Below are 25,910 nucleotides of genomic sequence, written 5' to 3' on the forward strand. Positions count from 1 at the left end.
CAAAGTCAGTGTTCAACCCTGAGAATGTCAAAAAGCGCCTGCGCCGCCGCCGACAACTCATTCCCCGGATCCGTCAGCACGCCAATCGCCCGCTCCACCACCGGCTCGTGCAAGGTCAGGCAATGCGCGCCCAGTTCGCGCATCTGCCCGGCACACAAGGCTGGCACCGCACTGACGCCCAACCCGCTAGCCACCATCCGCCCGACCGTTGCCAGTTGATGGCTTTCAAACTCCACCGGCAGTTTCATGCCCCGGGCTTGCAAATGTTCCTCCAGCATCACCCGTACCGTGGACGGTCGTTGCAGGGTGATGAACGGTTCCTGCAGCAAGGTCTGCCAGTCGATGTCAGTGCGCTGGGCGAGCGGTGAATCCTGCGGCACCACCGCGACAAAGCGATCCTTGTATAGAGGTGTGAAGGTCAGCGAAGTGTTTTGCATCGGCTCGAACGCCACGCCGAGTTCGACCTGACGATCGCGGACCATTTCCAGCACTTGCTCGTTGATCACGTCGTTGACCGTGACGTTGACGTTCGGATAGCGCGCGCGGAAGGTTTTGAGGATCGGCGGCAGCAGATTGCCGGCAAACGACGGCATCGCCGCCAGCGTCACCCGCCCCCGTTGCAGGCTGAAGCGCTGGCGCATTTCGTCTTCGGCGTTGTCCCAGTCGGCGATCAGGCGCCGGGCCAGCGGCAGCAGCGATTCCCCTTCCGGGGTCAGCGCCACGTTGCGCGTATTTCGGCTGAACAGGCGCCCGCCCAACCCTTCTTCCAGCGCCTTGATGGTCAGGCTCAGCGCCGACTGCGACAGGTGCAGGCGCTCGCAGGCCACGGCAAAGCTCAGGCTCTGGGCCACGGCGAGAAAGGCGCGCATCTGCTTGATGGTCATGAACGATTCACTCAAGGGACTAAGCTGAACGATCAGCACGGAGAACAGTGATTTGATGAGCTTTATCAATCAATCAACCTTAAAAATCAACTTAACAAATATATCCTTCAGCGCGACACTCCAGTCATTCGGCTAGCCAGCCGCCCGACAAACAATAAAAGAGGTGCATATGGCAGGTTTCGACAAGCGCGTGTATTCCTACGAGGAAGCCATGGCAGGTCTTGAAGACGGCATGACCGTAATCGCCGGCGGCTTCGGCCTGTGCGGCATCCCGGAAAACCTGATCGCCGAGATCAAGCGCAAGGGCACCCGCGACCTCACCGTCGTCTCCAACAACTGCGGCGTTGATGGCTTCGGCCTCGGCGTGCTGCTGACCGACCGCCAGATCCGCAAGGTGGTCGCCTCCTACGTCGGCGAAAACAAACTGTTCGAAGAGCAACTGCTCAAAGGCGACATCGAAGTCGTCCTGACCCCGCAAGGCACCCTCGCCGAAAAAATGCGCGCAGGCGGTGCCGGCATCCCGGCGTTCTTCACCGCCACCGGCGTCGGCACCCCGGTCGCCGAAGGCAAGGAAGTGCGTGAATTCCACGGTCGCAAGTACCTGATGGAAGAATCCATCACCGGCGACTTTGCCATCGTCAAAGGCTGGAAAGCCGACCACTTCGGCAACGTCATCTACCGCCACACCGCGCAGAACTTCAACCCGCTGGCCGCCACCGCCGGCAAGATCACCGTGGTCGAAGTCGAAGAAATCGTCGAACCCGGCGAGCTGGATCCGGCACACATCCACACGCCCGGCATCTACGTCGACCGGGTCATTTGCGGCACGTTCGAAAAACGCATCGAACAACGCACCATCCGCAAATAATCCAGGCTGACGGAGAACAAGAACATGGCACTTACCCGCGAACAAATGGCTCAACGCGTCGCCCGCGAAATGCAGGACGGCTACTACGTGAACCTCGGTATCGGCATTCCGACCCTGGTCGCCAACTACATCCCCGAAGGCATGGAAGTCATGCTGCAATCGGAAAACGGCCTGCTCGGCATGGGGCCTTTCCCGACTGAAGAGACTATTGATGCCGACATGATCAACGCCGGCAAACAGACTGTGACTGCGCGCATCGGCGCTTCGATCTTCAACTCCGCCGAGTCCTTCGCGATGATCCGTGGCGGTCATGTCGACCTGACCGTGCTGGGCGCCTTCGAAGTGGACGTACAAGGCAACATCGCCTCGTGGATGATTCCCGGCAAACTGGTCAAGGGCATGGGCGGTGCGATGGACCTGGTGGCCGGCGCCGACAACATCATCGTCATCATGACCCACGCGTCCAAGGACGGTGAGTCCAAGTTGCTGAGCCAGTGCAGCCTGCCGCTGACCGGTGCCGGTTGCATCAAGCGCGTGCTGACCGACCTGGCGTACCTGGAAATCGAAAATGGCGCTTTTGTCCTCAAGGAACGCGCACCTGGCGTCAGCGTCGAGGAAATCGTCGCCAAAACCGCTGGTAAACTGATCGTCCCGGATCACGTACCGGAAATGCAGTTCGCTGCCGAGTGAGGAATTCGAAAATGCAAGACGTCGTCATTGTTGCCGCCACGCGTACCGCGATCGGCAGTTTCCAGGGTTCGCTGGCCACCGTCTCCGCCGTGGATCTGGGCGCGGCGGTCATCCGCCAGTTGCTTGAGCAGACCGGTCTGGACGGTGCTCAGGTCGATGAAGTGATCATGGGCCAGGTGCTGACCGCCGGCGCCGGCCAGAACCCGGCGCGCCAGTCGGCGATCAAGGCCGGCCTGCCCCACGCCGTGCCGGCCATGACCCTGAACAAGGTCTGCGGCTCGGGCCTCAAGGCCCTGCACCTCGGTGCCCAGGCGATCCGTTGCGGCGACGCGGACGTGATCATCGCCGGCGGCCAGGAAAACATGAGCCTGGCCAACTATGTGATGCCGGGCGCGCGCACCGGTCTGCGCATGGGTCACGCACAAATCGTCGACACGATGATCAGCGACGGCCTGTGGGATGCGTTCAACGACTACCACATGGGCATCACCGCCGAGAACCTGGTCGAGAAATACGAGATCAGCCGCGAGCAGCAAGACGCCTTCGCTGCAGCCTCGCAACGGAAAGCCGCCGCAGCCATCGAGGCCGGCCGTTTTGTCGATGAAATCACCCCGATCCTGATCCCGCAGCGCAAGGGCGATCCGGTGGCGTTCAAGGTCGACGAGCAGCCACGGGGCGACACCACCGCCGAATCCCTGGCCAAACTGCGCCCGGCCTTCAAAAAGGACGGCAGCGTCACCGCCGGCAACGCTTCGTCGCTGAACGACGGCGCGGCGGCCGTCATTCTGATGAGCGCCGAAAAAGCCAAGGCTCTGGGCCTGCCGGTCCTGGCGAAAATCGCCGCCTACGCCAACGCCGGCGTCGACCCGGCGATCATGGGCATCGGCCCGGTGTCGGCCACTCGCCGCTGCCTGGACAAGGCGGGCTGGAGCATCGGCCAGCTCGACCTGATCGAAGCCAACGAAGCCTTCGCCGCGCAATCGCTGGCGGTGGCCAAGGATCTGCAATGGGATCTGGACAAGGTCAACGTCAACGGCGGCGCCATCGCCCTCGGTCACCCGATCGGTGCATCGGGCTGCCGTGTGCTGGTGACCCTGCTGCACGAAATGATCAAGCGTGATGCGAAAAAGGGCCTGGCGACCCTGTGCATCGGCGGCGGTCAGGGCGTGGCCCTGGCGCTGGAACGCGCGTAAGCGCAAAGAGGTTCAACAGCGGGCAGTGGATCCACGACATCCATGGCCCGTTGGCAACAAACCCGGTACGACTCACGTCGCACCGGGTATTTTTTTGCCCGGCCGTCAGGCGAACTTCACCAGATTCAGCACCGGCAATGGTCCGCCGGGGAACTGCACCAGTCGCGCACCCACGCTCAGCTCGCCCAGATCGATACCGAAGAAGCCGAGCTGATCGATCAACGCACCCACTTCAGCCTTGGCCTGAGCGTCATCCCCGGACAGGAACAACACGCGCTTGCCACCCTCCGACGCCGGATCCGCCTCCAGCAAACGCGCCAGCAAATGGTTGAATGCCTTGACCACCCGCGCACCCGGCACCCACTCAGCGAACACTTCGCTGGACGTCCGCCCCTGCAAATCCACCGGTTTGAACGACGGCGCTTCAATCGAGTTGTTGGCGTCGATGACGATCCGCCCGCCAAAGTCCGGCAGCCCGGCCAGCGCTGTCGGCAGTTTCGACCAGTTCACCGCGACCAGCACGATGTCCTGGGCAGCGGCTTCTTCACGGGTAACGGCGCGGGCGGTCGGACCGAGTTCTGCCACCAGTTCGGCCAAGGTCTCCGGCCCGCGACTGTTGGCGATGACCAACGGGATGCCCTGACGCGACAAGGCTTTGGCAAACGCTGAACCGATGGCGCCAGCGCCGATGATTCCGATAGTGCTCATGGTGTTCTCCAGAAAGTGGGGTAAGACTCGAAACCAATCTTGCACTTGCCATTCCCACTTGATTAGCCGGTAATGCCTTGAATGATCTTCAAGCATTGCTATCAGGTCGAAACCATGGAAACCCTCGCCAATCTTGAATCCTTCGTCCGCAGCGCCGAGACCGGCAGTTTCTCCGCCGCAGCACGGCTACTCGCACTGACCCCGGCGGCGGTCAGCCGTAACGTGGCGATTCTGGAACGCAACCTCGGCGTGCGACTGTTCCAGCGCTCGACCCGCAAGCTGTCGCTGACCGAGGCCGGCGAAGGTTTTCTGGCGAGTATCGGCGGCAACCTCGATGCCTTGCAGGCCGCGATTGCGACGGTGGCGACCGCGCGCGGGGAGCCGGCGGGTGTGCTCAAGATCAGCCTGCCACCGACGTTCGGCATCGATCACATGCTGCCGCTGTTGCCGGACTTTCTGGCGCGCTATCCGCTGATTCGCCCGGAGTGGCACTTCGAGAATCGCCAGGTGGATTTGATCGCCGAGGGCTACGACGTGGCGATTGGCGGCGGATTCGAGCTGACGCCCGGGGTGGTTTCCCGGCGACTGGCGTCTGCTGAAATATTGGCAGTGGCCTCACCGGCCTATCTGGCCGGACGCGCCCTGCCCCGACATCCGACAGACCTCGCCGATCACCAGGGCATCGTCATGCGCGGCCTGCGCACCGGGCGCATTCGCCAATGGCAGATGCACAACGACGCTGGCGAACAGGCCAGCGCCCTGCTCAATCCGAATATTGTGCTGAACGATCCAATGGCCATGCGCAAGGCTGCGCTGCTGGGCCTCGGGGTGACGATGCTGGTGTTGCCCGATGTCAGCGCGCAGATCGAGCGCGGTGAACTGGTGCGGCTGTTGCCCGACTGGCAGTGCGATGCCGGGGCGATATCGCTGTACTACCCGAGCCGCACCTTGATGCCGGCCAAGACTCGGGTGTTCATTGATTTTGTGGTGGATGCTTTCGGCCGTTAGGCGGCCAACTGCAGAATCAGCCAGGCATTGGCGCCGCTGATCACTACAAACAACCCCCACGCCAGCACCCGCGTCGGCCAGCGATTCACAAACGGCCCCATCAGCTGTTTGTCGTTGGTCATGCGAATCAGCGGATACAGCGCAAACGGCAATTGCAGGCTCAGCACCACCTGACTCAACACCAGCAACTTGCCCACCGCGCCGTCGCCCATCAGCCACACGCCGATGAACGCCGGAATCAGCGCCAGCCCACGGGTGATCAGGCGTCGTTGCCAGCAGGGAATCCGCAGGTTCAGGTAGCCCTCCATGATCACTTGCCCGGCGATGGTGCCGGTGAAGGTTGAACTCTGCCCCGACGCCAGCAGCGCCACGCCGAACAGCACACTGGCCAGCGCGCCGCCCACCAGCGGATCGAGCAAGTGATAGGCGTCCTGGATGTCCACCACGTCGGTGTGCCCGGACTGATGAAAGGCTGCCGCCGCAAGGATCAGGATCGCCGCGTTGACCAGCAACGCCAGCGCCAGCGAGCCGATGGTGTCGATGCGTGCCAGATTCACTGCATCCTGTTTGCTCGCGAGGTCTTGACCGATCAGTCGCGTTTGTACGATCGAGGTGTGCAGGTACAAGTTGTGCGGCATCACCGTGGCGCCGAGGATGCCGATGGCCAGGTACAGCGGCGCCGCCTCGCTGATCGCCGACAGTGACGGCTTGAAACCTTGAGCGACGTCTGGCCAGTACGGTTTGATCAGCAACAATTCAACGAAGAAGCACACGCCGATGGTGCCCACCAGCACCAGCATGATCGCTTCCAACCGCCGGAAACCGCGGTTTTGCAGGGCCAACACCAGTAACGTATCGAATGCGGTCAGGGCGATGCCAAATGTCAGCGAACAACCCAGCAACAAGTGAAACGCCAGTGCGCAACCAAGCACTTCTGCCAGGTCAGTGGCAATGATCGAGATTTCCGCCAGCACCCATTGCAGCCGTGCCGTAGAAGTGCTGTAACGCTCGCGGGACAGCTGCGCCAGATCACGCCCGGTGGCGATGCCCAGCCGCGAACACAGGCATTGCACGACCATGCCCGCCAGGCTCGCCAGCAACACCACGAACAACAGGCTGTAACCAAAGCGCGAACCGGCCTCGATTGCGGTGGCCCAGTTGCCCGGGTCCATGTAGCCGATCGACACCAGCAAACCGGGGCCGGCAAAACGCAGCACGCGTTTGAAGAACGAGGCATTCGGATCCACCGGGACACTGCCGGCCACTTCCGGCGGGCAGAACGGCGCGGTGGCGATTTTGGGCAAACTGAATTTCACGCACACATCCAGAAACAAGTCGAAAGGCGCAGCTTAGACGTTTCAGTCGGCGTGCCCAAGAGCAGACGTGCTGCGCTCAGGGTTTGGCAGTGCCGAGCAATTGCTGACGCAACTCGGGACTGCGTGTGCGCGGGTCGAGCCAGATGTCGAAAAACGCCCGGGCGAACTGCGGATCATCGATTTCATGCTGCAACTGTTGACCGACAAAGAACCGCGCGCCCTGCCCCGGCAGATACACCCCGGTAATCCGCGTGCCGGCCTGGACGTCGACGAACGATTGCTGCATCTGGACCTGCCACACCGCCAATTGCGCCGGGCTGATGGAGGAACCCGCCAGGCGCTTGATCTCATCAACACTGGCCTTGACCAGATCATCGCGGGACACGTTGCGTCGGTAGATCAACTCCAGGGCAAAAGGCTGACCGTCAGCCAATGGACGCGCGGCGCTCCACAACCGGGCGTTATAAATGTCGAAACCGAACACGCTGAAATCGCCGGTGCCGATGATCTGCGCGCCGGGCACCGCGTCCTGCCAACTGGCCCAGGTGGGCGTCAGCAGCAAGGCCCACAAGCCGATACCGCAGCATCCACGCAACACCTTCGGTGTTCTGCTCATTGCGGCATCGACTCCGGTAAACCCTGATAGTCAGAGCATAGTCGGCGATCACGCCCGACACTTTGTATACATTTTTTGCATGCATCTTCTGCAATCCATTCACGACAATGCTAACGTGGCCACCTCTGACCCGATGGAGACACCTGCGTGCTGATCCTCAAACTGCTGCTGATTCCCGGTTTTCTGCTGCTGATTTCCCTCGCCGGCAAGCGTTGGGGCCCCAGCGTTGCCGGGTGGCTGTCGGGGTTGCCGGTGGTGGTCGGGCCGATTCTGTTTTTCCTCGCCATCGAACAAGGCCCGGCGTTTGCCGCGCAATCGGCGGTCGCGGCGCTGTCGGCCATGTTTGCGATGATCGCGTTTTGCGTCACTTATGCGCAGGTGGCGCAGCGGGCGAACTGGCTGTTGGCGCTGGTGGTTTCTCTTTCGGTCTGGGCCGTGCTGGCGCTGATCCTGTCGCTGATTCCGGCGTCGTTGCCCTTCTCCGTCGCCGCCGCTGCGACTGCCCTTCTTGCTGCGCCGTACCTGTTTCCCAAGGTGCAACCGGTGGTCAGCGGCCCAGCGCCGAAGTCGGACAAACTGGTGTGGCGGATGATCGCCGGGGCGGCGTTGACGCTGGTGGTGACGATGCTGGCCAGCACGGTGGGCGAGCGCTGGAGCGGATTGCTCGCGGTGTTCCCGGTGCTCGGCAGTGTGATGGCGGTGTTTTCCCAGCAGACCCGTGGCCCGGCGTTTACTGCCGCGCTGTTGCGGGCGACGGCGACAGGGATGTATTCGTTCTCGGCGTTTTGTCTGGTCTTGGCGCTGACAGTTCCAGGTCTTGGTTTCGGTGGCTTCGTGGTGGCGGTGGCCGTTTCGGTGGCGATGCTCGGGGTCACCCGGCAGTTGCTGGCCAAACCGGCGCCTGCGCCGTCGCCGAACTGACCTCGCCCGGACAAACCGCTCTGGAGTGCCGGGTGTGCTCCGTGGGATGATCGCCGCCCAAGCGCGACCATCCCTCGGAGATTCGAATGTCATTGCTTAGCAAGAAAGCCGTCGTCCTGTTGCTGGCGGCGGTGGCCGGTTTCGGCGCCATCAATGCTCAGGCAGCCAAGGCCAAAGAGAAGGCTGTCACCGAGAAAGTCTCGATGCTCGACGGCAAATTCAGTTTCGTCCTGCCCAAGGGCTTCGTCGGCGACCCGCTGCCGGCCGGTCCGACCGGCGCCAAAGGCATGATGTACACCAACGATGCCACCAAGACGGTGGTCATCACCGCCGAAAACCAGATTCCCGAAGGCAACAACGTCAAGGACAACGACAGTGCGTTCCTCGACGGCACCGTATCCGATTTCATCGACGCTCAGCGCAAGGCCCTGCCAGACTTCAACAAGCTCAGCGAAAAGAGCCTGACCCAGAAAAGCAATGGCCTGGGCCTGCGTCAGGTCGACAGCACCGCCACCCAGGGCGGCGGCCAGACCCTCAACACCACGTTGCTGGCCGGTTCCGGCACGCGCATGGCGCTGGTCCAGGTGATTTCCCGGGCCAGCGACAAGAGCGGTCACGAGGCGCTGGTGAAAACCATCCTCAAGGAAAAGTGATGCTCAGGGGTTGAGTCGCTGCAACCAGTCGTTCAGATCCCGAAGCTCGGCCGCGCTGATGCTGTGGCCGACGCCGGGATAGGCATGGAATGCCGGTGTGTAGTCCAGCTTTTCGAGCAACTCTTTGGCCGCAGTGGCGCCCGTGTAGGGGACCCGGTCATCCGCCGTGCCATGGCCGATGAAGATCTCCAGCGGCGGATGTTGTTGCGCTGATGTCAGCTCGCTCTTGAGCACCGGCAACACCCGCCCGCTCAACGCGGCGATGCCTCCGACCGCCGCCGGCTGCCTCAACCCCACCTCGTAGGTCATCATCGCGCCCTGGCTGAAACCGATCAGGTACACCTTCTCCGGTTGGGCGTGATATTTCTGCGCCGCAGCGGCGATAAAGGCCCGCAGTTTCTGGCTGCTGGCCTTCAGATCATCAGTCTCGCCGTTGTAGGCACCGTCGCCTTTCTTGCGAAACCATTGGAAACGCCCTTCCCCCAACGCCATCGGCGCCTGCACCGACAGGTAGTTGTACTGCTTGGGCAGCTGAAATTTCATGCCGATCAGATCGGCTTCATTACTGCCGTAGCCATGCAGGAAAACCACCAGCGGACGCGGTTCGGCGTCCGGGTGCACCTGGGCCAGGTAGTTGAGTGGCAGATCGGTTTGCAGCGAGGTTTGAGCATGGACGGCGCTGGACGCCAGGAGAGTCAGCAGAGCAAACACCTTCAACATAAGCCTTCCTTCACACAGTGCAGGGTTCGCGACAGAGCCTAACACTGCGATCCAGAAGATGGGCTGTCAGTCGTTGATCAGCTTGCCCGCCCGAATCGGCTCGCGCCCCGCCACCTTCGCCTGCCAGATCCCCGGCTGGGTGTAGCGACCGCGATCTATGGCGAACAACACGCCGCTGGTGCCGGCGCGCACGGTGGTCACGCGGTCGTTCAACGGATCGACCACTTCAAACAGCGCATCACCGCGCTCGACCCACTCACCGGCATCACGCAGGAAACTCACTACGCCATGATGCGGGGCGAACAGGTATTCGGTGCCTTCGAACGGCATGCCTTCGCAGCACTCCTCCGGCGCTTTCGGCCATTCGCCGCTGATGAAGCCCTGTTCGGCCAAAAAGCCCAGGATCGCCTCGCAATTGGCCTGAGCCTGATCGACGCGGGTGTCGCCCATGCTGCCCAGCTCCAGGGTGGTGGCGAGGTTGGCCGGCGGAATCGCCGCCTCCGGGAACATCCGCGCCAGGCGCAACCACGGCGTGGAGCAGGATTCGTCAAAAGAACTGCCGCCAGAGTCCTCACACAACAGCGCCACGCCAGCCTTCAGGCGTGCGGCGAGGGATTGCCACTGCGGCCAGTGCTGCGGCAAGGCGTAGAGATGAATTGCGGCATCGAAGTCGCAGTGCAGATCGAGGGTGATGTCGGCCTCGCAGGCGTGGCGCAGCAAGAGACGGTGCAGCGCTTCCAGTTGCGAGGCCGGGGCCGGCAATCCGTCGAGCACTTGGCCCATGGTCTGGCGGATCAGCGCAATGTTGGCTTCGGCATCGCTGCCCAGCAGATTCCCGATGCGCTCGGCCACTGGCGCACTGAGTTCGACAAAGGAGCGGTTGAAGTTCCTGCCGCTGCCCAGCTCGAAGCGGCCCATGTGACTGCCTTGCAGGTGTTGATCGAGACCGATCGGGTTGGCCACCGGCACCAGTTCGATCACGCCTTGCAACTGGCCGTTGCTCTCCAGCTCGGCCAGGCGTTTTTTCAGTTCCCACGCAGTGCGCATGCCCGGCAGCTCATCGGCGTGCAGACTGGCCTGGATATAAACCTTGCGTGGGCCGACGCCGTAACGGAAGACGCTGAGGGAGCGTTCGCTGCCCAGATGGCTCCAGGGCAGAACATGGTCGATGCGTTGCATGGGGAACTCCAGAAATTCTGCAGTCGCTGCTACCTAGTGACTGCATTGGAAATGTGCTGACAGGATAAATCACGGGCCAAAAAAAGTGGCCACCGCGTCAACGGGGCCACTTTTTTCTACGGCGTATTAATGGCCGTACACGTCAAAGTCGAAGTACTTGTCCTGCACTTGCTTGTACTTGCCGTTGGCGCGGATTTCGTTGATGGCGGCGTTGAATTTCTCCGCCAGCTCGGTATCGCCCTTACGCACTGCAATACCGGCGCCACCGCCGAAGTATTTGGCGTCTTCGTAGGTCGGGCCAACGAATTCGAAGCCTTTGCCGGCGTCGGTTTTCAGGAAGCCGTCGCTCAGGTTGACCGAGTCGGCCAGCATCGCATCGATACGACCGGACACCATATCCAGGTTGGCTTCCTGCTGCGAGCCGTAACGCACCAGTTCGATCCCGGCCGGTACCAGCACTTCGGTGGCGTAGCGGTCGTGGGTACTGGCGCGCAGCACGCCGACTTTCTTGCCTTTGAGCTCAACCAGCGGGTCTTTCACGCCGGAGCCGGCCTTCATCACGAAGCGCGCCGGGGTGTGGTAGTACTTGATGGTGAAATCGACGTTTTTCTTGCGGTCGTCCGTGATGGTCATCGAGGACAGGATCGCGTCGATCTTCTTCACTTTCAGCGCCGGGATCAGGCCGTCAAACTCTTGCTCGACCCAGGTGCATTTGACTTTCATCTGCTCACACAGCGCATCGCCGATGTCCACGTCGAAACCGGCCAGTTTGCCGTCAGGGGTTTTCATCGAGAATGGCGGGTAACCGGCTTCGATACCGATCCGAATCGGTTTGGCGTCTTCGGCCACGGCGGTCAGGGACAACATCGACAGTGCCAGGGCACCGAACATAACCAGCTTTTTCATTTATTACTCCCGTGTGCGGAGGCTTTTATTGGCAGCTTTCGATTGTCAGGTTCGGCCTTGGGCTATGGAGCGCAAAGAAACCGAAGTGGCCGGCAGTCTATGGCGGCGCGCACGGGGCAAATTGTGTTTAAGCGACAAATACTTGCAGAAAATCGGCGAGTGCCATCACATGGGAAAAGTGTGCGCCGGAGCGGTGCAAGGGTTGTAGGACAAAGCGGACAAAGGTGCCGCCGAAGCGGCAACTTTCCGGTTATCAGCAATCGCAAGCGATCGGGGCAGTGGCGACGCGCGGTGTCGTAACACTCAACTGAAAGCCTTCATCCAGCCAGCCGGTCACCCCGCCGATCATCTCCTTGACCGGATAGCCTAACGCCGCCAGCTTCACCGCCGCCTTGTTGGCGCCGTTGCAGTGGGGCCCGGCGCAATAGACTACGAACAGTGTGGAGGTCGGGTAGTCCGCCAGCGCTTCGGCCGTCAGCAGACGCCCCGGAATGTTGATCGCCCCCGGCACATGGCCGCGCTCGAAGGCCAGAGGTCCGCGCACGTCCACCAGCACGAAATCGACCTCGCCCGCCTCCTGGCTGCTGAAGACGTCGGAACAATCGGTTTCGAAGGTCAGACGGTTGCTGAAGTGCATCAGGGCAATGGCCGAAGGGGCTGCGGGAAATTGGCGAACCAGGCTGGGCATGTTGTGTTGCTCCTGCATCGGTGAAGGGATGAACAGACTTTATCGAGCCGCCGCTTGCCGCTACAGTGGCGCACAAGACACTCACCGGGAAATTTCCGCCAAATGCCTGATTCACCTGGATTGGTCGCGATTCTGGCCTACGACGGCCTCTGTACCTTCGAGTTCGGCATCGCCGTGGAGATCTTCGGCCTGGCCCGGCCGGAATTCGATTTTCCGTGGTACGCGCACTGCATCGCAGCGGTGGATCAAGGCCCGATGCGCGCCATGGGCGGGATTCAGGTGCTGGCCGATGGTGGTCTGGAATTGTTGGCGGATGCGCGCACCATCATCATTCCCGGCTGGCGCGACCGCAGCGCGCCGGTGCCCGAGGCATTGCTCGAAGCATTGCGTGATGCGCACTCGCGCGGCGCCCGGTTGCTCTCGATCTGCTCGGGCGTCTTTGTTTTGGCGGCCAGCGGGCTGCTTGACGGGCATGGCGCCACCACCCACTGGCGTTATACCTCGGAGCTGGCCGAGCGCTTCCCGGCCATCGATGTCGACCCGGACGTGCTCTACGTCGATTCCGGCCAATTAATCACTTCGGCCGGCAGCGCAGCCGGGATCGACGCCTGCCTGCACCTGGTGACGCGGGACTTCGGCACTCAGGTGGCCAACTCGGTGGCGCGCCGACTGGTGATGTCGCCGCAACGCACCGGCGGTCAGGCGCAATTCATTCCGACACCAGTCAGCCCGACTCCGCGCAGTGACTTGTCGCGCGTGATGCAGTGGGCCCGCGAGCGCCTGCACGAGCCACTGGAAGTGCGCGACCTGGCCAGCGAAGCGGCGATGAGCGAACGCACCTTCCTGCGCAAATTCACCGAAGCCAGCGGCCAGTCACCCAAAACCTGGTTGCAACACGAACGCTTGGCCCGGGCCCGGGAGTTGCTGGAAAGCACACCGCAGAACACCGAGCAGATCGCCCTGCGCTGCGGCTATCGTTCGGTGGAAAGCTTTCGTGTGGCGTTTCGCAGCGTGGTCGGGGTCCCGCCGTCGGTGTATCGCGAGCGCTTTGGTCGTAAGGTCAAGGCTTGCGCAACAGATAGGTGTCCATGATCCAACCATGCTCGGCCCGCGCCGCCTTGCGCACCCGCTCGATTTCATCGGCGACATCCTTGAGCTTGCCGCTGAGGAGGATTTCATCCGGTGTGCCAAGGTAGGCCCCCCAGTAAATCTCGGTCTCCTGATCCGCCACTCGATGGTAGGCATCTTCGGCATCGAGCATCACCACCAGACTGTCGGCATCACTCACCTGCCCCGCCGCCAGGCGCCGGCCGGTGGTGATTTCAATCGAGCGGCCGATGGTGTTAAGCGACACTTTGTGTTGCGCCGCCAGGGCCTGAACGCTGGTGATGCCGGGGATCACCTCGAACTCAAACGCGCATCGACCTGAGGTGAGAATCGCCTGCAGGATACGAATAGTGCTGTCGTACAACGCCGGATCGCCCCACACCAGAAAACCGCCACACTGCCCGTCAGCCAATTCGTCATTGATCAGGCGTTCGAAGGTTTGCTGCTTGGCTTGATTCAGATTTTCGACGCTGGCGCTGTAGTCCACCTCGCCGCGCTCGCGCTCCGGGCTGTGAGCTTCGGCGAAGCGGTACGTACGATCAGTGATGTAGCGCTCGCAGATTTCTCGACGCAGGTCGATCAGCTTGTCCTTGCTCTGGCCCTTGTCCATGAGGAAAAACACGTCCACCCGATTAAGCGCCTTCACCGCCTGCATCGTGATGTAGTCGGGGTTGCCGGCGCCAATGCCGATGACCAGCAATCGCTTCATGTGCGGTCTCCTTCAAGATCAATGCCGGGCAAGCGAAGCCGCCAGCGTCCGAAGAAACTCAACTCGACCAGCGCCAGCGGCTCGACATCGATGCTGTGGAAGGCTTCGCTTTGCAAGACCTGCGTCAGCGCTGCCCGGATGACGAACGGATGCGTCACGGCCACCACGTGCCCCGGCGTGGTTTGCAGCGCTGCCAGCCATGCGGCCACCCGTTCACCGAGTTGTGCCACCGATTCTCCGCCATGGGGCGCGGCGCCAGGATCTTCGAGCCAGGCTTGCAACGCGTCGGGCTCATTTCGCTGCAAGTCCTTGATCGATTGCCCTTGCCAGCGCCCCCAGTCGCAATCGCGCAAGGCTTCATCAACCTGCGCATCCTCGCCGAACCATTGAGCAGTCTGGCAGGTGCGCAGCTCAGGGCCGCAGATCAGACGACGCGGCAACCCGAACCGGGCGACCCACAAGTCAGACGCTACAGCGCTTTCTTCAACGGACTCGTTCGTAGGAAAACGCGCCAATTTTTGTGAGACGGTTCTGGCGTGACAAATCAAGGTCAAACGGGTGGCTTGCACGTTGAGTCACTCGGTCAGAAGGTAAACAACCACCGGCGGAATGCCGACAGGACGGCAATTGTGCCGTAAACCGGGTGGTTCCGGGCAAGCCTGGTAAAACGGTCCGTCAAAAGAAAACGGAAATGTCTGACACCACAATAGGCAATGGACTACACACTACAGGGAAACCATGAAGCCCTTGCTACACGGGCATTTCGCCCCATTTTGGGGCTCCACGGAAGGCGCAGAAAATTCACTAGACATGTAACGTCAGTTACATAAATACTGTTTTAACGGATTGTGAAGCGAATCCAACACCTCATCCAGCAGGAGCCCGGATGCCCCCTCTAAGAGACCTGATTACCGATCCCGGCCTGGACCTTACGCCATCAGAGCGCAAAGTCGTCCGGGCCTTGCTCGATCAGTACCCGCGCAACGGCCTCGGGCCCATGGCGCGACTGGCCGAGCACGCCGGCGTCAGCGATCCGACTATCGTGCGTCTGGTAAAAAAACTCGGCTTTGGCGGATACGCCGAATTCCAGGACGCTCTGCTGAGCGACATGGATCATCGCCTGCGCTCGCCACGCACGCTGTTGCAACCGCGTTCGAACCTGAACCAGGACGATGCCTGGAGCCATTATCTGGCCCACAGCCACAGTCTGCTGGCGGAAACCCAGGCGCTGACCCAACCCGAAGACGTGCGGATCCTGGCGCAATGGCTGCTCGATACGCGCCATCAGGTCTACTGCTTCGGCGGGCGTTTCAGCAGCCTGATGGCCACTTACCTGCTCAATCATTTGCGTCTGCTGCGCCCCGGTTGTTTTGCGCTGGAGGACAACGCGCAACTGCCGGACCGTCTGTTCGACCTGCAACGCCAGGACGTGGTGCTGGTGTTTGACTATCGCCGCTACCAGACCCAGGCCCTGCGCGTGGCCTCCGCCGCCAAGAACAACAACGCTCGCGTGGTGCTGTTCACCGACATTTATGCTTCGCCGCTGCGGGAACTGGCCGACATGATCATCAGCGCTCCGGTGGAGTCGGCTTCACCGTTCGACACCATGGTCCCGGCGCTGGCTCAGGTTGAAGCGCTGATCGCTTGCCTGACCCTGCGCAGCCCGGACCTGGCCGATCGCCTGGAAGGCATCGATGCCCTGCGCAATGACTTCGACACCCACCTGCTGGAGGATAAATAAGGATGTTCAGCCTTCCCCACCGCTCGCCGCGGGACCTGCCGTTTGTCACCGACCACACTGCGCTGTTGCTGGTGGACATGCAGCGTGCCTGGCTCGAGCCGCAGTTCGACCCGCACCTGGAAGGCCCGGACGCCGCCTACTTCCTCAATCGCGCGCGCTCGCAAGTGGTGCCCAATCAGGTGCGCCTGCTCAACGCCTTTCGTGACGCACGGCAGAACGTGCTGCACACCCTGATCGAAAGCCTGACCGCCGACGGCCGCGACCGCTCGCTGGATCACAAACTGTCGGACATGCACCTGCCCAAGGGCAGTCCGCAGGCACAGGTCATCGCTGAACTGACCCCGGCAGAAAACGAAATCGTGCTGCCCAAGACCTCTTCCGGGGTCTTCAACTCGACCAACATCGACTACGTGCTGCGCAATCTGGAAACCCGTCACCTGATCATTGCCGGCATCGTCACCGATCAATGCGTGGACATGGCCGTGCGCGATGCCGCCGACCGGGGTTACCTCGTCACACTGGTGGCGGACGCCTGCGCGACCTACACCGAAGCACGTCACGATGCCTGCCTGAACGCGATCAAGGGCTATTGCTGGATCACCGATACCGACACCGTACTCGGTCGTCTGCGGGAGATGCAGCCATGAGCGAACGCCTGTTGCCGCTGCCGATGACCACCATCGTCACCACCGACCTGATCGGCATTACCCGGGGCCGTTCGTTTCCCAGCGATGAGCTGGAACACTATCAAGCCGCCGGCTGCGGCTGGGTGCCGGCCAACAGCGCGCTGACGCCGCAGGACATCATTGCCTCGACCAACCCGTGGGGCGCTTATGGCGATCTGCGGCTGATTCCCGATCTGGCCAGCCGCGTCACCGTCGGCAATGGCCCGGACGCCGCCGCCCCGGCGCTGGACTTCATCCACGGCGACATCCGCGAAACCGACGGGCGCCCGTGGGGCGCCTGCCCGCGCACGCTGCTGCGCGATGAAATCGAGCGCTATCGCGATCAACTCGGGTTGCAGGTCAACGCCGCGTTCGAACACGAATTCAACCTGCACGCCGGGTTTGCCGAACACCTGGCCTTCTCCCTCGAATCCCAGCGCCAGGGCGCGGAATTCGGTGGCTGGCTGCTCAGCGCCCTGCGCGCCGGCGGCGTCGAGCCGGAAATGTTCCTGCCCGAATATGGCAAGCATCAATACGAAATCACCTGCCGTCCGACCCTCGGCGTGGCAGCGGCAGATCGCGCGGTAAACGTGCGCGAGATCACCCGCGAAATCGCCCGGCAGATGGGCCTGGATCTGAGCTTCTCAGCAAAGACCGCCGCCGACGCGGTGTGCAACGGTGTACACCTGCACGTCAGCCTGCTTGATCTGGCCGGCCAGCCGATGTTGTACGACGCCGGCACCAGCAATGGCCTGTCGACCCTCGGCCAGCACTGGGCGGCGGGCGTGCTGCATTACTTGCCGGCGCTGTGTGCGTTCACCGCGCCGACGCCGGTGTCGTACGAGCGCCTGCAGCCGCACCATTGGAGCGCGTCCTACGCCTGTCTCGGCCAGCAGAACCGCGAAGCGGCGCTGCGCATCTGCCCGACCGTAAGCCTGGGCAACAAACCCGTGGCGAAGCAGTACAACCTGGAATTCCGCGCCATGGACGCCACCGCCTCGCCGCACCTGGCAATGGCTGCGCTGCTGATCGCCGGACGTTTGGGCATCGAGCAGCGCCTGGCGCTGAACGCCATCACCGATGAAATCCCCGATGCACTCAACGACGAACAACGCGAGGCTCGGGGCATTGTTGCCCTGCCCACCTCTTTGGCTCAGGCACTGGATTGCCTGCGTCGCAGCGAAGCGCTGATGGCAGCGCTGCCGGCACCGTTGCTCGACACGTATTTCGCCCTTAAAACCGAGGAACTGGCGCTGACGGAACAGCTCTCACCCGCCGACCTGTGTGAGCACTATGCACGCCTGTACTGAATCCGCCGAGCTTGGGTTGTACACCCGACCGGTCTACAACCTGATCCGTGAAGATTCGACGCACCCACTGATTCTGGTGTGCGAGCACGCCAGCCGCCACATCCCCGACGCCCTGAACAATCTGGGTCTGGATGAAAAGGCTGCGCGTGAACACATTGCCTGGGACATCGGTGCGCTGGAGCTGGCCGAACAACTGTCGGAAAAAATCGGCGCCACGCTGCTGAGCGCCAATTATTCGCGACTGCTGATCGACCTCAACCGGCCCCGCCACGCCCCGGACAGCATTCCGGCGCAGAGCGAGATCTATCAGGTGCCGGGCAATCGCGGGCTCGACGAAGCCACACGCGAATACCGTCGCCAGTGCCTGTTCAAGCCGTTTCACACCCGGTTGCAACAGCTGATCGACGAACGTTTGGCAGAAGGCCGGCCGGTGCGGGTGGTGGGGATTCACAGTTTCACGTCAGTTTATTACGGCCAGCCGCGTGAGCTGGAAGTCGGCGTGCTGTTCGGTCAGGCCAAGGGATACGCCCAGCGCCTGCTCGACGGTCTCGGCCAGCATCCGCTGAAAGTCGCGGGCAACCAGCCGTACAGGATTGATCCGTTGGGCGACATGACCGTCCCGGTTCACGGTGATGCCCGAGGCCTGGAGTCGGTTTTGATTGAAGTGCGCAACGACCTGCTGCGCAGCCCGGAAGCGGTTTCCCGCTGGGCAGATTATCTGGCACCACTGTTGTAAAGGTCGCTGTAACCACTGCTGACGTTGTAAACGACGGACCGACATAACAACTAAAACGACCGATTGGCTGACAAGGAGTTGCGTTTCATGGAAATAGAAGAGTTCGGCTACAAACAGGAGTTGAAACGTAGCCTGACACTGACCGACCTGGTGGTGTACGGGATGATCTTCATGATCCCCATCGCCCCGTTCGGCGTGTATGGCTACGTCAACGCCGAGGCACCGGGGATGGTGCCTTTGGCGTACATCATCGGCATGGTGGCGATGGTCTTCACCGCGCTGAGCTACGGCAGCATGGCCCGGGCCTTTCCGATTGCCGGATCGGTCTATTCCTACGCGCAACGGGGCCTGAATCAACACGTCGGCTTCATCGCCGGCTGGCTGATGCTGCTGGACTACCTGCTGATTCCGCCGCTGCTTTACGTTTACGCGGCAATGGCGCTCAACCATTTGTACCCGGATATCCCGAAAGTCGGCTTCATTCTGGCGTTCCTGGTCAGCGCGACCTTCGTCAACCTGCGCGGCATTACTTTCACCGCCCGCATGAACATCCTGTTCCTGCTGGCGCAGCTCGTGGTGCTGGGGATTTTCCTGTTCTACGCCTGGAACGCCCTGCACAACGGTGGCGGCAACGGCCAGCTGACCCTGGCGCCGCTGTATCACCCGGAAACCTTCAACTTCGCCCTGCTGATGCAAGCGGTGTCGATTGCGGTGCTGTCGTTCCTCGGCTTCGATGCGATCTCCACCCTTGCCGAAGAGATCAAGGGCGATCCGGGCCGTAGCGTCGGCAAAGCGGCGTTGATCACCCTGGTGGTGATGGGCGCGATCTTCGTCGTACAGACCTGGATCGCCACCGATCTGGCAGCGGGCATGGGCTTCAAGTCCGCCGACACCGCGTTCTATGAAATCGCCGAAATCGCCGCCGGCAGCTGGTTGGCGACCCTTACCGGCGTGGCCACGGCCCTGGCCTGGGGCGTGGCGGTGGCGATCACTTCGCAAGCGGCGGTCTCACGCCTGCTGTTCGGCATGGCCCGCGACGGCAAGCTGCCGAAAATGCTGGCCAAGGTGCACCCGAAACACAACACGCCCTACCTGAGCATTTATCTGGTGGCCGTGCTGTCGCTGGTGATCTGCTACCTGTTCATCAACTCGGTGGACACCCTGACTTCGCTGGTCAACTTCGGTGCCCTGAGCGGCTTCATGCTGCTGCACCTGACCGTGATCAACTACTACTGGCGCCGGCAGAAGTCCGGACAGGTGATCCGTCACCTGATCTGCCCGGTGATCGGCTTCATCATCGTCGCGGCCATCATGTACAACATGGGCGTCGATGCACAAAAACTCGGCCTGATCTGGATCGCATTGGGTCTTGTGTACCTGTTCTTCCTGAACAAGCTCGGCGCCAGTACCGCGCTGCCTGACCCGAGCAATGGCTGACAAGAAAAAAAGCGGCGTCTGACAACAAATCAGGCGACCGCCGCTTTAACGCGTGGAAACCGACAGTGATAGTCAGGTTCGGCGAATGGGCCGAACCTTTTGATACAGGAGTGCATCCATGCTGGTCTTACGTCCAGTCGAGCCAACCGACCTGCCTCAATTGCAACAATTGGCTCGCGACAGCCTGGTGGGCGTTACCTCCCTGCCGGATGACCGCGAACACCTGAGCGGGAAAATCGCCGCGTCCTGCGCGTCGTTCGACAGCCATGCCTCGGCCCAGGGCCCGGAGAATTATTTCTTCGTACTGGAAGACCTGGACAAGCGTCGTCTGGTGGGCTGTTCGGAGATTCTCGCCACTGCCGGCTACAACGAACCGTTCTACAGCCTGCGCAACCGCCACTTCACCAGTGCCTCGCGGGAGCTGAACATCGAACACGGCGTGCCGGCGCTGTCGCTGTGCCACGACCTGAGCGGCCACACGCTGCTGCGCGGTTTCCACATCGACGCGGCACTGGTGCGCACGCCGTTTTCCGAATTGCTGTCGCGGGCCCGCCTGCTGTTCATCGCCGCCCATGCACAGCGATTTGCCGAAGCGGTGATCACCGAAATCGTCGGCTACAGCGACGAAAACGGCCATTCGCCCTTCTGGGACGCGCTGGGCAAACATTTCTTCGACCTGCCCTACGTCGAGGCCGAGCGCTTGTGCGGCTTGCAGAGCCGCACGTTTCTCGCCGAACTGATGCCGCAATACCCGATCTACGTGCCCATGCTGCCGCAGGCGGCGCAGGACTGCATCGGCCGCATCCACCCCGACGGCCAGGAAGCCTTCGACATCCTCGAACGCGAGGGTTTTGAAACCAACAGCTACATCGATCTGTTCGACGCCGGTCCGACCTTGTACGCCCGCACCGCCAACGTCCGTTCGATTGCCAGCAGTCGGATCGCCACGGTCCGGGAGGAACCACTGATCGACGCCCGCGGTCGCTATCTGGTGAGTAACGATGCACTGCATGGCTACCGGGCAATGGTCGCCGAGCTGGATTACCAGCCCGGTCAGCCCCTGGCGCTCACCCCGTCGCTGTGTGCGGCACTGAACGTCAGCCATGGCGGCACGGTGCGGGTGATTGCCCTGTGAACTGCGCCCGTACCCAACGACAGTGCCCGAGCAGGCGCGCAAAAGGAGTTGCAGCATGATTGTCCGTCCGGTCCAAGTCAGCGACCTGCCAGCGTTGATGACCCTGGTGCAACAGGCCGGGCCCGGTTTCACCACCCTGCCGGCCAATGAAGATCGCCTGACCCATCGGGTACGCTGGGCGCAACGCGCCTTCGCCGAGCAGGTCGAACGGGCCGATGCCGACTATCTTTTTGTCCTCGAGGATGATGACCAGCGCGTGGTCGGGGTCAGTGCCCTGGCCGGCGCCGTCGGCCTGCGCGAACCCTGGTACAACTACCGGGTCGGGCTGACCGTCAGCTCGGCACCGGATCTGGGTATTCAGCGGCAGATTCCGACCCTGTTTCTGAATAATGAACTGACCGGCCAATCGGAACTGTGCTCGCTGTTCCTGCGCCATGACCAGCGCCACGGCAGCAATGGACGTCTGCTGTCGCTGGGGCGCCTGCTGTTCGTCGCCGAATTCCCGCACCTGTTCGGCGAGAAGATGATCGCCGAACTGCGCGGCAGCGCTGACGAACAAGGCTGTTCGCCGTTCTGGGACAGCCTGGGCCGACACTTCTTCCAGATGGACTTCAGCCACGCCGACCACTTGTCAGGGTTAGGCAACAAATCGTTCATTGCCGAACTGATGCCGCGTCAGCCGCTGTACACCTGCCTGCTCACCGAACAGGCCCAGGCCGTGATCGGTCAGGCTCACCCCAACACCGAAGCGGCACTGAAGATCCTCCAGGCCGAAGGTTTTGCCCACAAGGGCTACATCGATATCTTCGATGGCGGCCCGGTCATCGAGGCGCCGATCCACAATATCCGCACCGTGCGCGACAGCCTGGAGCTGAGCCTGAGCATCGGCACACCGGACGATCAGGCGCCGCTGTGGCTGATCCACAACCGGCGCCTGGAAAACTGCCGCATCACCGTCGCTCCGGGCCGCCGGGTCGGCAGCAGCCTGGTGATCGACCGCCTCACCGCCAAACGCCTGCAATTGCAGCCGGGCAACTCGGTACGGGCGGTGCCGTTGCCCAATCAACAGCAGCAGGCGGTGGCGGCCTGAGCGCCTCAGCCTGCTGCAAGAAAGCCTGAACAGGTTTTTCCTGGTTAACTTCCTCGTTAATTCGTCATGATCCTTGACCCATTGGCGTGATAGCCTTTTCACCTTCGGCGTTGACACCTTTGCTCAAGCCTTTCCATTCCTTTGTATTGGTGGAACTCGTATGACCAGGCTTTCTCATCAAGATTTGCGCCGTAACTTCCGTCAGCTGCTGGCTTCTGACACCTGCTATCACACCGCCTCGGTGTTCGATCCGATGTCCGCCCGCATTGCCGCTGACCTGGGATTTGAAGTAGGGATTCTCGGCGGCTCGGTCGCTTCGTTGCAGGTCCTGGGCGCTCCGGACTTTGCGCTGATCACCCTCAGCGAATTCGCCGAGCAGGCCACTCGCATCGGCCGCGTCGCCCAATTGCCGGTGATCGCCGACGCCGACCACGGCTACGGCAACGCACTCAACGTGATGCGCACCATCGTCGAACTGGAACGCGCCGGCGTCGCCGCGCTGACCATCGAAGACACCTTGCTGCCGGCCCAGTTCGGCCGCAAATCCACCGACCTGATCACCGTCGCCGAAGGCGTCGGCAAGATCCGTGCGGCGCTGGAAGCCCGGGTTGATTCGGAAATGGCGATCATCGCCCGGACCAACGCCGGCATCCTGCCGAACCAGGAAATCATCAGCCGCACCAAGCAATACCAGGCCGCCGGCGCCGACGGTATCTGCATGGTCGGTATTCAGGACTTCGACCAGCTTGAGCAGATCGCCGAACACCTGACCGTCCCGCTGATGCTGGTGACCTACGGCAACCCGGCGCTGCGCGACGACAAACGCCTGGCTGAACTGGGTGTGCGCGTGACCATCGACGGCCACGGTGCCTACTTCGCCGCGATCAAGGCGACCTACGACAGCCTGCGCGAACAACGCCAGATCTTCACCCAGGCCTCGGACCTGAGCGCCACCGAACTGACCCACACCTACACCCAGCCTGAGGAATACATCCTCTGGGCCAAGGAATACATGAGCGTCAAAGAGTAACCTCGCACCACGCGACAAAGAGGCAGAGCGGCCCGACGCCATTACGAGTCCACTCGCGTGGCGCCCGCCGCGAAACCGCTGCCTGCCATTACCGTTTCGCCAACTCCATGATCATCCGCGACAAGAGATAAATCCGCGGCGCCACGCTCTCCACCTCCGCGTATTCCTCCGGCGTATGAATGTTGCCGCCGACAATCCCGAACCCGTCCAGCGTCGGCGTCCCCACCCCGGCCGACAAACTGGCATCCGCCGCCCCGCCGCTACCTTCTTCGGTCAACTTGCGACCAATTTCGCCGTAGATCCCCTGAGCCATCGCCATCAAACGATCCGACTCCGCCGTCTGCGGCATTGGCGGCAAGCCCCGTTGCAATGAAGTCTTCACCTCGGTGTCAGGAATCAGTTTGTCCTGCGACACCCGCGCCAGATCCTTCTCGATCCGGTCGAACTCCTCCGGCACCGCCGCCCGTACATCAGCCTTGGCTGTGGCCTGATCCGGAATGACGTTGGTGCGGTCGCCAGCCTTGAGCACAGTGAAATTGATCGTGGTTTTCTTCGCTTCGTCGCCGAGCTTGCCCAGTTGCAGGATCTGGTGCGCCGCCTCCATCGCCGCGTTGCGCCCCAGTTCCGGCGCGACGCCGGCGTGAGCAGCCTTGCCCTTGACCTCGACCAGCGCGGTGGCGCTGCCCTTGCGCCACACCACCAGACCATCGGCCGGACGGCCCGGTTCGAGGTTGAGGGTGACGTCGTGGAGCTTGGCGGTTTTCTTGATCAGGTCGGTGGCAACGTCCGAGCCGGTTTCTTCGCTGGCATCGAGCAGGAAAGTGATTTGCGCGTAGTCCTTGAAGTCGAGGTTCTTCAGGATTTTCAGCGCATAGATGCCGGCGACGATCCCGCCCTTGTCGTCCATCACCCCCGGCCCGTAGGCGCGGCCGTCCTTGATGTGGAACGGTCGCTCAGCAGCGGAGCCTTCCTTGAACACCGTGTCCATGTGCGCCATCAGCAGGATTTTTGCCTTGCCGGTGCCTTTGAGCGTGGCGAGCACGTGGTTGGTTTTTTCCGGGGTGTTGGGCACCAGTTCGATGGTGGCACCGAGCTTTTTCAACTCATCGATGGCGATTTCGCTGACTTGCTTGAGCCCCGGCTCATAGCCGGAACCGGAATCAATATTGACCAGGCGCTCGAGCAGCTTCAGGGCTTCGGGTTTGTATTGCTCGGCGTCGGCCAGCACCTGCTTGTGCGGTTCAGCGAACGCGCCAGCGGTGGCGAAAGAGAGGCTCAGGCCGAGACCGGCGGCCAGCAGGGAACGAGGGAAATTGAACGTCATGAATCAATCCTTGTTTCGTGTCGGGTACTGAACCGTACCTGACATCGCCCCAAGGCTCTATCCCGGATGCGACACCCATTCCGTTCAAACCGAATCGAATACCTCGCGCCGCGGCTTGTCATCGTTGCAGCAGATCACCCGGTTGCGCCCGCTGGCCTTGGCTTCGTAGAGTGCCTCATCAGCGTCATTGAGCCAGCGCATTGCATCGCCGTGAGCCGGATCGAGCGCCGCCAGGCCAATGCTCAGGCTGACTTTCAGCGCCGGGTTCTGTTCGTACACCAGAAAGGAAAAACGCTCACGCAACGCCTCCATCGCCTGCGCGGCATTGAACAGCGGCAGGTCCGGCAGGATCACGCAAAACTCGTCGCCGCCATAACGCCCCGCCACATCCGCCATGCGCAGATTCTGCTTGAGCATTTTGCTCAACTGCCGCAGGACGATATCGCCGGCCACATGGCCGTAGGTGTCGTTGATCGCCTTGAAGTGGTCGATGTCGATCAGCGCAATCGCTGCGCCTGTCTGCTGGCGTTTGCAGCGCTGGAATTCGATTTCCAGTTGATCCTTCCAGGCGCCGTGGTTGAGCAGTCCGGTGAGGCTGTCGGTGCGGCTCAGGGCCAGGAGTTCACGTTTATGCAAGCCGAGGGTGTAGGCCTGGCGAAAGCAGATCCAGCCGAGCGCCAACGGATACAGCATCAACAGTGGCAGACAGGCATAAAGCTGTGCCGACGTGGTCATCGGGATGAACGCGGGGGCAAATACCACCAGCCCGACGCCAACCCCGAGCAACTGCGCCGCCGCCCCGGCCAGCAGAAAGCGCAGGCCGCCGATGGCGACGTTGTTCATCGCCATCATCGAAATGGTCGTGGCACTGGGCAAGGGATTGAAGTGCATGGCGGCGACCCAGAAGCCACCGAGAAAGGCGTCGATCAGCAAATTGCGGTGCTCGGCGTGATAAGGCACCCGCGCCCGTCGGGCCCATTGAAACGCCAGATGCGGCCAGACCAGTCCGTTGAACAGCATCACCGCCCAGACCCAGGCCGGCGGATCGAGTGGATACATCGCGACGCTCACGCACAAAAGCCCCAGAACCAGCCCGAGGATTCGCGATGTATAGAGCCTCCTGGCCAGTGAAAGTCCCTTTCCTCCCGTTCTTCCCATAGGGGCCTCGACCACTCGACGGCACTGCGCAGACCGCAGACCCGATGTATTGGGAGTCTATCAGGGCAACGTCAAATAGCCATCACCGGCCAGCGGGCCGAATACCCCGTCATCAGCA

At 62.0% G+C, this 25,910-nt stretch carries 27 protein-coding genes; 15 read left to right on the plus strand and 12 right to left on the minus strand.

Annotation, left to right across the window (positions count from 1 at the left end):
• Nucleotides 1-5 precede the first annotated feature (5 nt).
• Nucleotides 6-884, minus strand: coding sequence for a LysR family transcriptional regulator (locus tag J5M72_RS15060; RefSeq protein ID WP_169429808.1), 879 nt, complete (start codon nt 882-884; stop codon nt 6-8).
• A gap of 169 nt (nt 885-1,053) precedes the next feature.
• Here J5M72_RS15060 and J5M72_RS15065 point away from each other — a divergent pair, with 169 nt between their 5' ends.
• The 3 genes from J5M72_RS15065 to J5M72_RS15075 are packed head-to-tail and all read left to right on the plus strand — an operon-like array spanning nt 1,054 to nt 3,635.
• Nucleotides 1,054-1,752, plus strand: a complete 699-nt coding sequence (locus tag J5M72_RS15065) for a CoA transferase subunit A (RefSeq protein WP_085698663.1) — start codon at nt 1,054-1,056, stop codon at nt 1,750-1,752.
• Nucleotides 1,753-1,776: 24 nt separating this feature from the next.
• On the plus strand, nt 1,777-2,442 hold the full coding sequence (locus J5M72_RS15070; RefSeq protein WP_207866167.1) for a CoA transferase subunit B: 666 nt from the start codon (nt 1,777-1,779) through the stop codon (nt 2,440-2,442).
• A gap of 11 nt (nt 2,443-2,453) precedes the next feature.
• The gene (locus J5M72_RS15075; protein WP_169429805.1) at nt 2,454-3,635 is read left to right on the plus strand and encodes an acetyl-CoA C-acetyltransferase; all 1,182 of its coding nucleotides are present in this window, start codon (nt 2,454-2,456) and stop codon (nt 3,633-3,635) included.
• Between the two features lie 105 nt (nt 3,636-3,740).
• Here J5M72_RS15075 and J5M72_RS15080 read toward each other — a convergent pair whose 3' ends face one another.
• Nucleotides 3,741-4,439 carry an NADPH-dependent F420 reductase gene (locus tag J5M72_RS15080; RefSeq protein ID WP_207866169.1) on the minus strand — a complete coding sequence of 233 codons (699 nt, stop codon included), beginning with the start codon at nt 4,437-4,439 and terminating at the stop codon, nt 3,741-3,743.
• Nucleotides 4,440-4,457: 18 nt separating this feature from the next.
• On the opposite strand from J5M72_RS15080, the gene J5M72_RS15085 reads away from it, so the two are divergent.
• Nucleotides 4,458-5,351, plus strand: a complete 894-nt coding sequence (locus tag J5M72_RS15085; protein ID WP_207866216.1) for a LysR family transcriptional regulator — start codon at nt 4,458-4,460, stop codon at nt 5,349-5,351.
• Here J5M72_RS15085 and J5M72_RS15090 read toward each other — a convergent pair.
• Nucleotides 5,348-6,667 carry an Nramp family divalent metal transporter gene (locus J5M72_RS15090; RefSeq protein WP_207866172.1) on the minus strand — a complete coding sequence of 440 codons (1,320 nt, stop codon included), beginning with the start codon at nt 6,665-6,667 and terminating at the stop codon, nt 5,348-5,350. The two genes, J5M72_RS15085 and J5M72_RS15090, sit on opposite strands and share 4 nt — an antisense overlap.
• A gap of 76 nt (nt 6,668-6,743) precedes the next feature.
• Nucleotides 6,744-7,283 carry a chalcone isomerase family protein gene (locus tag J5M72_RS15095; RefSeq protein WP_169429802.1) on the minus strand — a complete coding sequence of 180 codons (540 nt, stop codon included), beginning with the start codon at nt 7,281-7,283 and terminating at the stop codon, nt 6,744-6,746.
• 147 nt (nt 7,284-7,430) lie between these two features.
• Here J5M72_RS15095 and J5M72_RS15100 point away from each other — a divergent pair, with 147 nt between their 5' ends.
• Both J5M72_RS15100 and J5M72_RS15105 read left to right on the plus strand, forming a co-directional pair.
• A complete protein-coding gene (locus J5M72_RS15100; protein WP_207866174.1) occupies nt 7,431-8,204 on the plus strand; it encodes a hypothetical protein in 774 nt (257 codons plus the stop codon).
• A gap of 86 nt (nt 8,205-8,290) precedes the next feature.
• Complete coding sequence (locus tag J5M72_RS15105) at nt 8,291-8,857, plus strand: hypothetical protein (protein ID WP_207866176.1); 567 nt, start codon at nt 8,291-8,293, stop codon at nt 8,855-8,857.
• A gap of 3 nt (nt 8,858-8,860) precedes the next feature.
• Here the strand turns inward: J5M72_RS15105 and J5M72_RS15110 are convergent, their stop codons facing one another.
• The 4 genes from J5M72_RS15110 to J5M72_RS15125 form a co-directional block, all read right to left on the minus strand.
• Nucleotides 8,861-9,577 carry a dienelactone hydrolase family protein gene (locus J5M72_RS15110; protein ID WP_207866178.1) on the minus strand — a complete coding sequence of 239 codons (717 nt, stop codon included), beginning with the start codon at nt 9,575-9,577 and terminating at the stop codon, nt 8,861-8,863.
• Nucleotides 9,578-9,643: 66 nt separating this feature from the next.
• On the minus strand, nt 9,644-10,756 hold the full coding sequence (locus J5M72_RS15115) for a succinylglutamate desuccinylase/aspartoacylase family protein (protein WP_207866180.1): 1,113 nt from the start codon (nt 10,754-10,756) through the stop codon (nt 9,644-9,646).
• Nucleotides 10,757-10,882: 126 nt separating this feature from the next.
• Nucleotides 10,883-11,662 carry an ABC transporter substrate-binding protein gene (locus J5M72_RS15120; protein WP_039767817.1) on the minus strand — a complete coding sequence of 260 codons (780 nt, stop codon included), beginning with the start codon at nt 11,660-11,662 and terminating at the stop codon, nt 10,883-10,885.
• Between the two features lie 253 nt (nt 11,663-11,915).
• Complete coding sequence (locus J5M72_RS15125) at nt 11,916-12,350, minus strand: rhodanese-like domain-containing protein (protein ID WP_207866182.1); 435 nt, start codon at nt 12,348-12,350, stop codon at nt 11,916-11,918.
• A gap of 102 nt (nt 12,351-12,452) precedes the next feature.
• Between J5M72_RS15125 and ftrA the strand changes: the two genes are divergently transcribed.
• Entirely contained in the window at nt 12,453-13,442 is a 990-nt protein-coding gene (gene ftrA, locus J5M72_RS15130; protein WP_207866185.1) for a transcriptional regulator FtrA, read from the plus strand.
• Here the strand turns inward: ftrA and cobF are convergent.
• Nucleotides 13,411-14,166: a precorrin-6A synthase (deacetylating) gene (gene cobF, locus J5M72_RS15135; protein WP_207866187.1), complete on the minus strand. Its 756-nt coding sequence runs from the start codon at nt 14,164-14,166 to the stop codon at nt 13,411-13,413. The two genes, ftrA and cobF, sit on opposite strands and share 32 nt — an antisense overlap.
• Nucleotides 14,163-14,735, minus strand: coding sequence for a histidine phosphatase family protein (locus tag J5M72_RS15140; RefSeq protein WP_207866189.1), 573 nt, complete (start codon nt 14,733-14,735; stop codon nt 14,163-14,165). The genes cobF and J5M72_RS15140 overlap by 4 nt, the downstream gene beginning before the upstream one ends.
• 317 nt (nt 14,736-15,052) lie before the next feature.
• Here J5M72_RS15140 and J5M72_RS15145 point away from each other — a divergent pair, with 317 nt between their 5' ends.
• The 8 genes from J5M72_RS15145 to J5M72_RS15180 all read left to right on the plus strand — a co-directional run bounded on the left by J5M72_RS15145 (nt 15,053) and on the right by J5M72_RS15180 (nt 23,310).
• Entirely contained in the window at nt 15,053-15,907 is an 855-nt protein-coding gene (locus J5M72_RS15145) for a MurR/RpiR family transcriptional regulator (RefSeq protein WP_207866191.1), read from the plus strand.
• Between the two features lie 2 nt (nt 15,908-15,909).
• Nucleotides 15,910-16,554, plus strand: a complete 645-nt coding sequence (locus J5M72_RS15150) for an isochorismatase family cysteine hydrolase (RefSeq protein WP_207866193.1) — start codon at nt 15,910-15,912, stop codon at nt 16,552-16,554.
• Entirely contained in the window at nt 16,551-17,882 is a 1,332-nt protein-coding gene (locus J5M72_RS15155; protein ID WP_207866194.1) for a glutamine synthetase family protein, read from the plus strand. The genes J5M72_RS15150 and J5M72_RS15155 overlap by 4 nt, the downstream gene beginning before the upstream one ends.
• On the plus strand, nt 17,866-18,618 hold the full coding sequence (locus tag J5M72_RS15160; RefSeq protein ID WP_207866196.1) for an N-formylglutamate amidohydrolase: 753 nt from the start codon (nt 17,866-17,868) through the stop codon (nt 18,616-18,618). The genes J5M72_RS15155 and J5M72_RS15160 overlap by 17 nt, the downstream gene beginning before the upstream one ends.
• A gap of 87 nt (nt 18,619-18,705) precedes the next feature.
• Nucleotides 18,706-20,055, plus strand: coding sequence for an APC family permease (locus J5M72_RS15165; protein ID WP_207866198.1), 1,350 nt, complete (start codon nt 18,706-18,708; stop codon nt 20,053-20,055).
• A gap of 118 nt (nt 20,056-20,173) precedes the next feature.
• Entirely contained in the window at nt 20,174-21,190 is a 1,017-nt protein-coding gene (locus J5M72_RS15170) for an arginine N-succinyltransferase (RefSeq protein WP_207866200.1), read from the plus strand.
• Nucleotides 21,191-21,245: 55 nt separating this feature from the next.
• Nucleotides 21,246-22,280: an arginine N-succinyltransferase gene (astA, locus tag J5M72_RS15175; RefSeq protein WP_169429787.1), complete on the plus strand. Its 1,035-nt coding sequence runs from the start codon at nt 21,246-21,248 to the stop codon at nt 22,278-22,280.
• Nucleotides 22,281-22,440: 160 nt separating this feature from the next.
• The gene (locus tag J5M72_RS15180; protein WP_007956238.1) at nt 22,441-23,310 is read left to right on the plus strand and encodes an oxaloacetate decarboxylase; all 870 of its coding nucleotides are present in this window, start codon (nt 22,441-22,443) and stop codon (nt 23,308-23,310) included.
• Nucleotides 23,311-23,398: 88 nt separating this feature from the next.
• On the opposite strand, the gene J5M72_RS15185 is transcribed toward J5M72_RS15180, so the two are convergent.
• Nucleotides 23,399-24,634: a M20/M25/M40 family metallo-hydrolase gene (locus J5M72_RS15185; protein ID WP_169429786.1), complete on the minus strand. Its 1,236-nt coding sequence runs from the start codon at nt 24,632-24,634 to the stop codon at nt 23,399-23,401.
• 84 nt (nt 24,635-24,718) lie between these two features.
• Nucleotides 24,719-25,792, minus strand: coding sequence for a diguanylate cyclase (locus J5M72_RS15190; RefSeq protein ID WP_169429785.1), 1,074 nt, complete (start codon nt 25,790-25,792; stop codon nt 24,719-24,721).
• Nucleotides 25,793-25,910: the final 118 nt, after the last annotated feature.

This window comes from Pseudomonas sp. 58(2021) (genome assembly GCF_017491585.1).
GTDB classification, from domain to species: domain Bacteria; phylum Pseudomonadota; class Gammaproteobacteria; order Pseudomonadales; family Pseudomonadaceae; genus Aquipseudomonas; species Aquipseudomonas fluorescens_BT.

Bases quoted from the DNA above. Each gene is read 5' to 3' on its own strand.
- J5M72_RS15070 (WP_207866167.1), top strand. From the start codon at position 1,777: ATGGCACTTACCCGCGAACAAATGGCTCAACGCGTCGCCCGCGAAATG.
- J5M72_RS15080 (WP_207866169.1), bottom strand. From the start codon at position 4,439: ATGCTTGAAGATCATTCAAGGCATTACCGGCTAATCAAGTGGGAATGG.
- astA (WP_169429787.1), top strand. From the start codon at position 21,246: ATGATTGTCCGTCCGGTCCAAGTCAGCGACCTGCCAGCGTTGATGACC.
- J5M72_RS15145 (WP_207866191.1), top strand. From the start codon at position 15,053: ATGCCCCCTCTAAGAGACCTGATTACCGATCCCGGCCTGGACCTTACG.
- J5M72_RS15075 (WP_169429805.1), top strand. From the start codon at position 2,454: ATGCAAGACGTCGTCATTGTTGCCGCCACGCGTACCGCGATCGGCAGT.
- J5M72_RS15065 (WP_085698663.1), top strand. From the start codon at position 1,054: ATGGCAGGTTTCGACAAGCGCGTGTATTCCTACGAGGAAGCCATGGCA.
- J5M72_RS15190 (WP_169429785.1), bottom strand. From the start codon at position 25,792: ATGGGAAGAACGGGAGGAAAGGGACTTTCACTGGCCAGGAGGCTCTAT.
- J5M72_RS15165 (WP_207866198.1), top strand. From the start codon at position 18,706: ATGGAAATAGAAGAGTTCGGCTACAAACAGGAGTTGAAACGTAGCCTG.
- J5M72_RS15105 (WP_207866176.1), top strand. From the start codon at position 8,291: ATGTCATTGCTTAGCAAGAAAGCCGTCGTCCTGTTGCTGGCGGCGGTG.
- J5M72_RS15095 (WP_169429802.1), bottom strand. From the start codon at position 7,283: ATGAGCAGAACACCGAAGGTGTTGCGTGGATGCTGCGGTATCGGCTTG.
- J5M72_RS15150 (WP_207866193.1), top strand. From the start codon at position 15,910: ATGTTCAGCCTTCCCCACCGCTCGCCGCGGGACCTGCCGTTTGTCACC.
- J5M72_RS15155 (WP_207866194.1), top strand. From the start codon at position 16,551: ATGAGCGAACGCCTGTTGCCGCTGCCGATGACCACCATCGTCACCACC.
- J5M72_RS15115 (WP_207866180.1), bottom strand. From the start codon at position 10,756: ATGCAACGCATCGACCATGTTCTGCCCTGGAGCCATCTGGGCAGCGAA.
- cobF (WP_207866187.1), bottom strand. From the start codon at position 14,166: ATGAAGCGATTGCTGGTCATCGGCATTGGCGCCGGCAACCCCGACTAC.
- J5M72_RS15120 (WP_039767817.1), bottom strand. From the start codon at position 11,662: ATGAAAAAGCTGGTTATGTTCGGTGCCCTGGCACTGTCGATGTTGTCC.
- J5M72_RS15060 (WP_169429808.1), bottom strand. From the start codon at position 884: ATGACCATCAAGCAGATGCGCGCCTTTCTCGCCGTGGCCCAGAGCCTG.
- J5M72_RS15170 (WP_207866200.1), top strand. From the start codon at position 20,174: ATGCTGGTCTTACGTCCAGTCGAGCCAACCGACCTGCCTCAATTGCAA.
- J5M72_RS15160 (WP_207866196.1), top strand. From the start codon at position 17,866: ATGCACGCCTGTACTGAATCCGCCGAGCTTGGGTTGTACACCCGACCG.
- ftrA (WP_207866185.1), top strand. From the start codon at position 12,453: ATGCCTGATTCACCTGGATTGGTCGCGATTCTGGCCTACGACGGCCTC.
- J5M72_RS15185 (WP_169429786.1), bottom strand. From the start codon at position 24,634: ATGACGTTCAATTTCCCTCGTTCCCTGCTGGCCGCCGGTCTCGGCCTG.
- J5M72_RS15085 (WP_207866216.1), top strand. From the start codon at position 4,458: ATGGAAACCCTCGCCAATCTTGAATCCTTCGTCCGCAGCGCCGAGACC.
- J5M72_RS15125 (WP_207866182.1), bottom strand. From the start codon at position 12,350: ATGCCCAGCCTGGTTCGCCAATTTCCCGCAGCCCCTTCGGCCATTGCC.
- J5M72_RS15180 (WP_007956238.1), top strand. From the start codon at position 22,441: ATGACCAGGCTTTCTCATCAAGATTTGCGCCGTAACTTCCGTCAGCTG.
- J5M72_RS15110 (WP_207866178.1), bottom strand. From the start codon at position 9,577: ATGTTGAAGGTGTTTGCTCTGCTGACTCTCCTGGCGTCCAGCGCCGTC.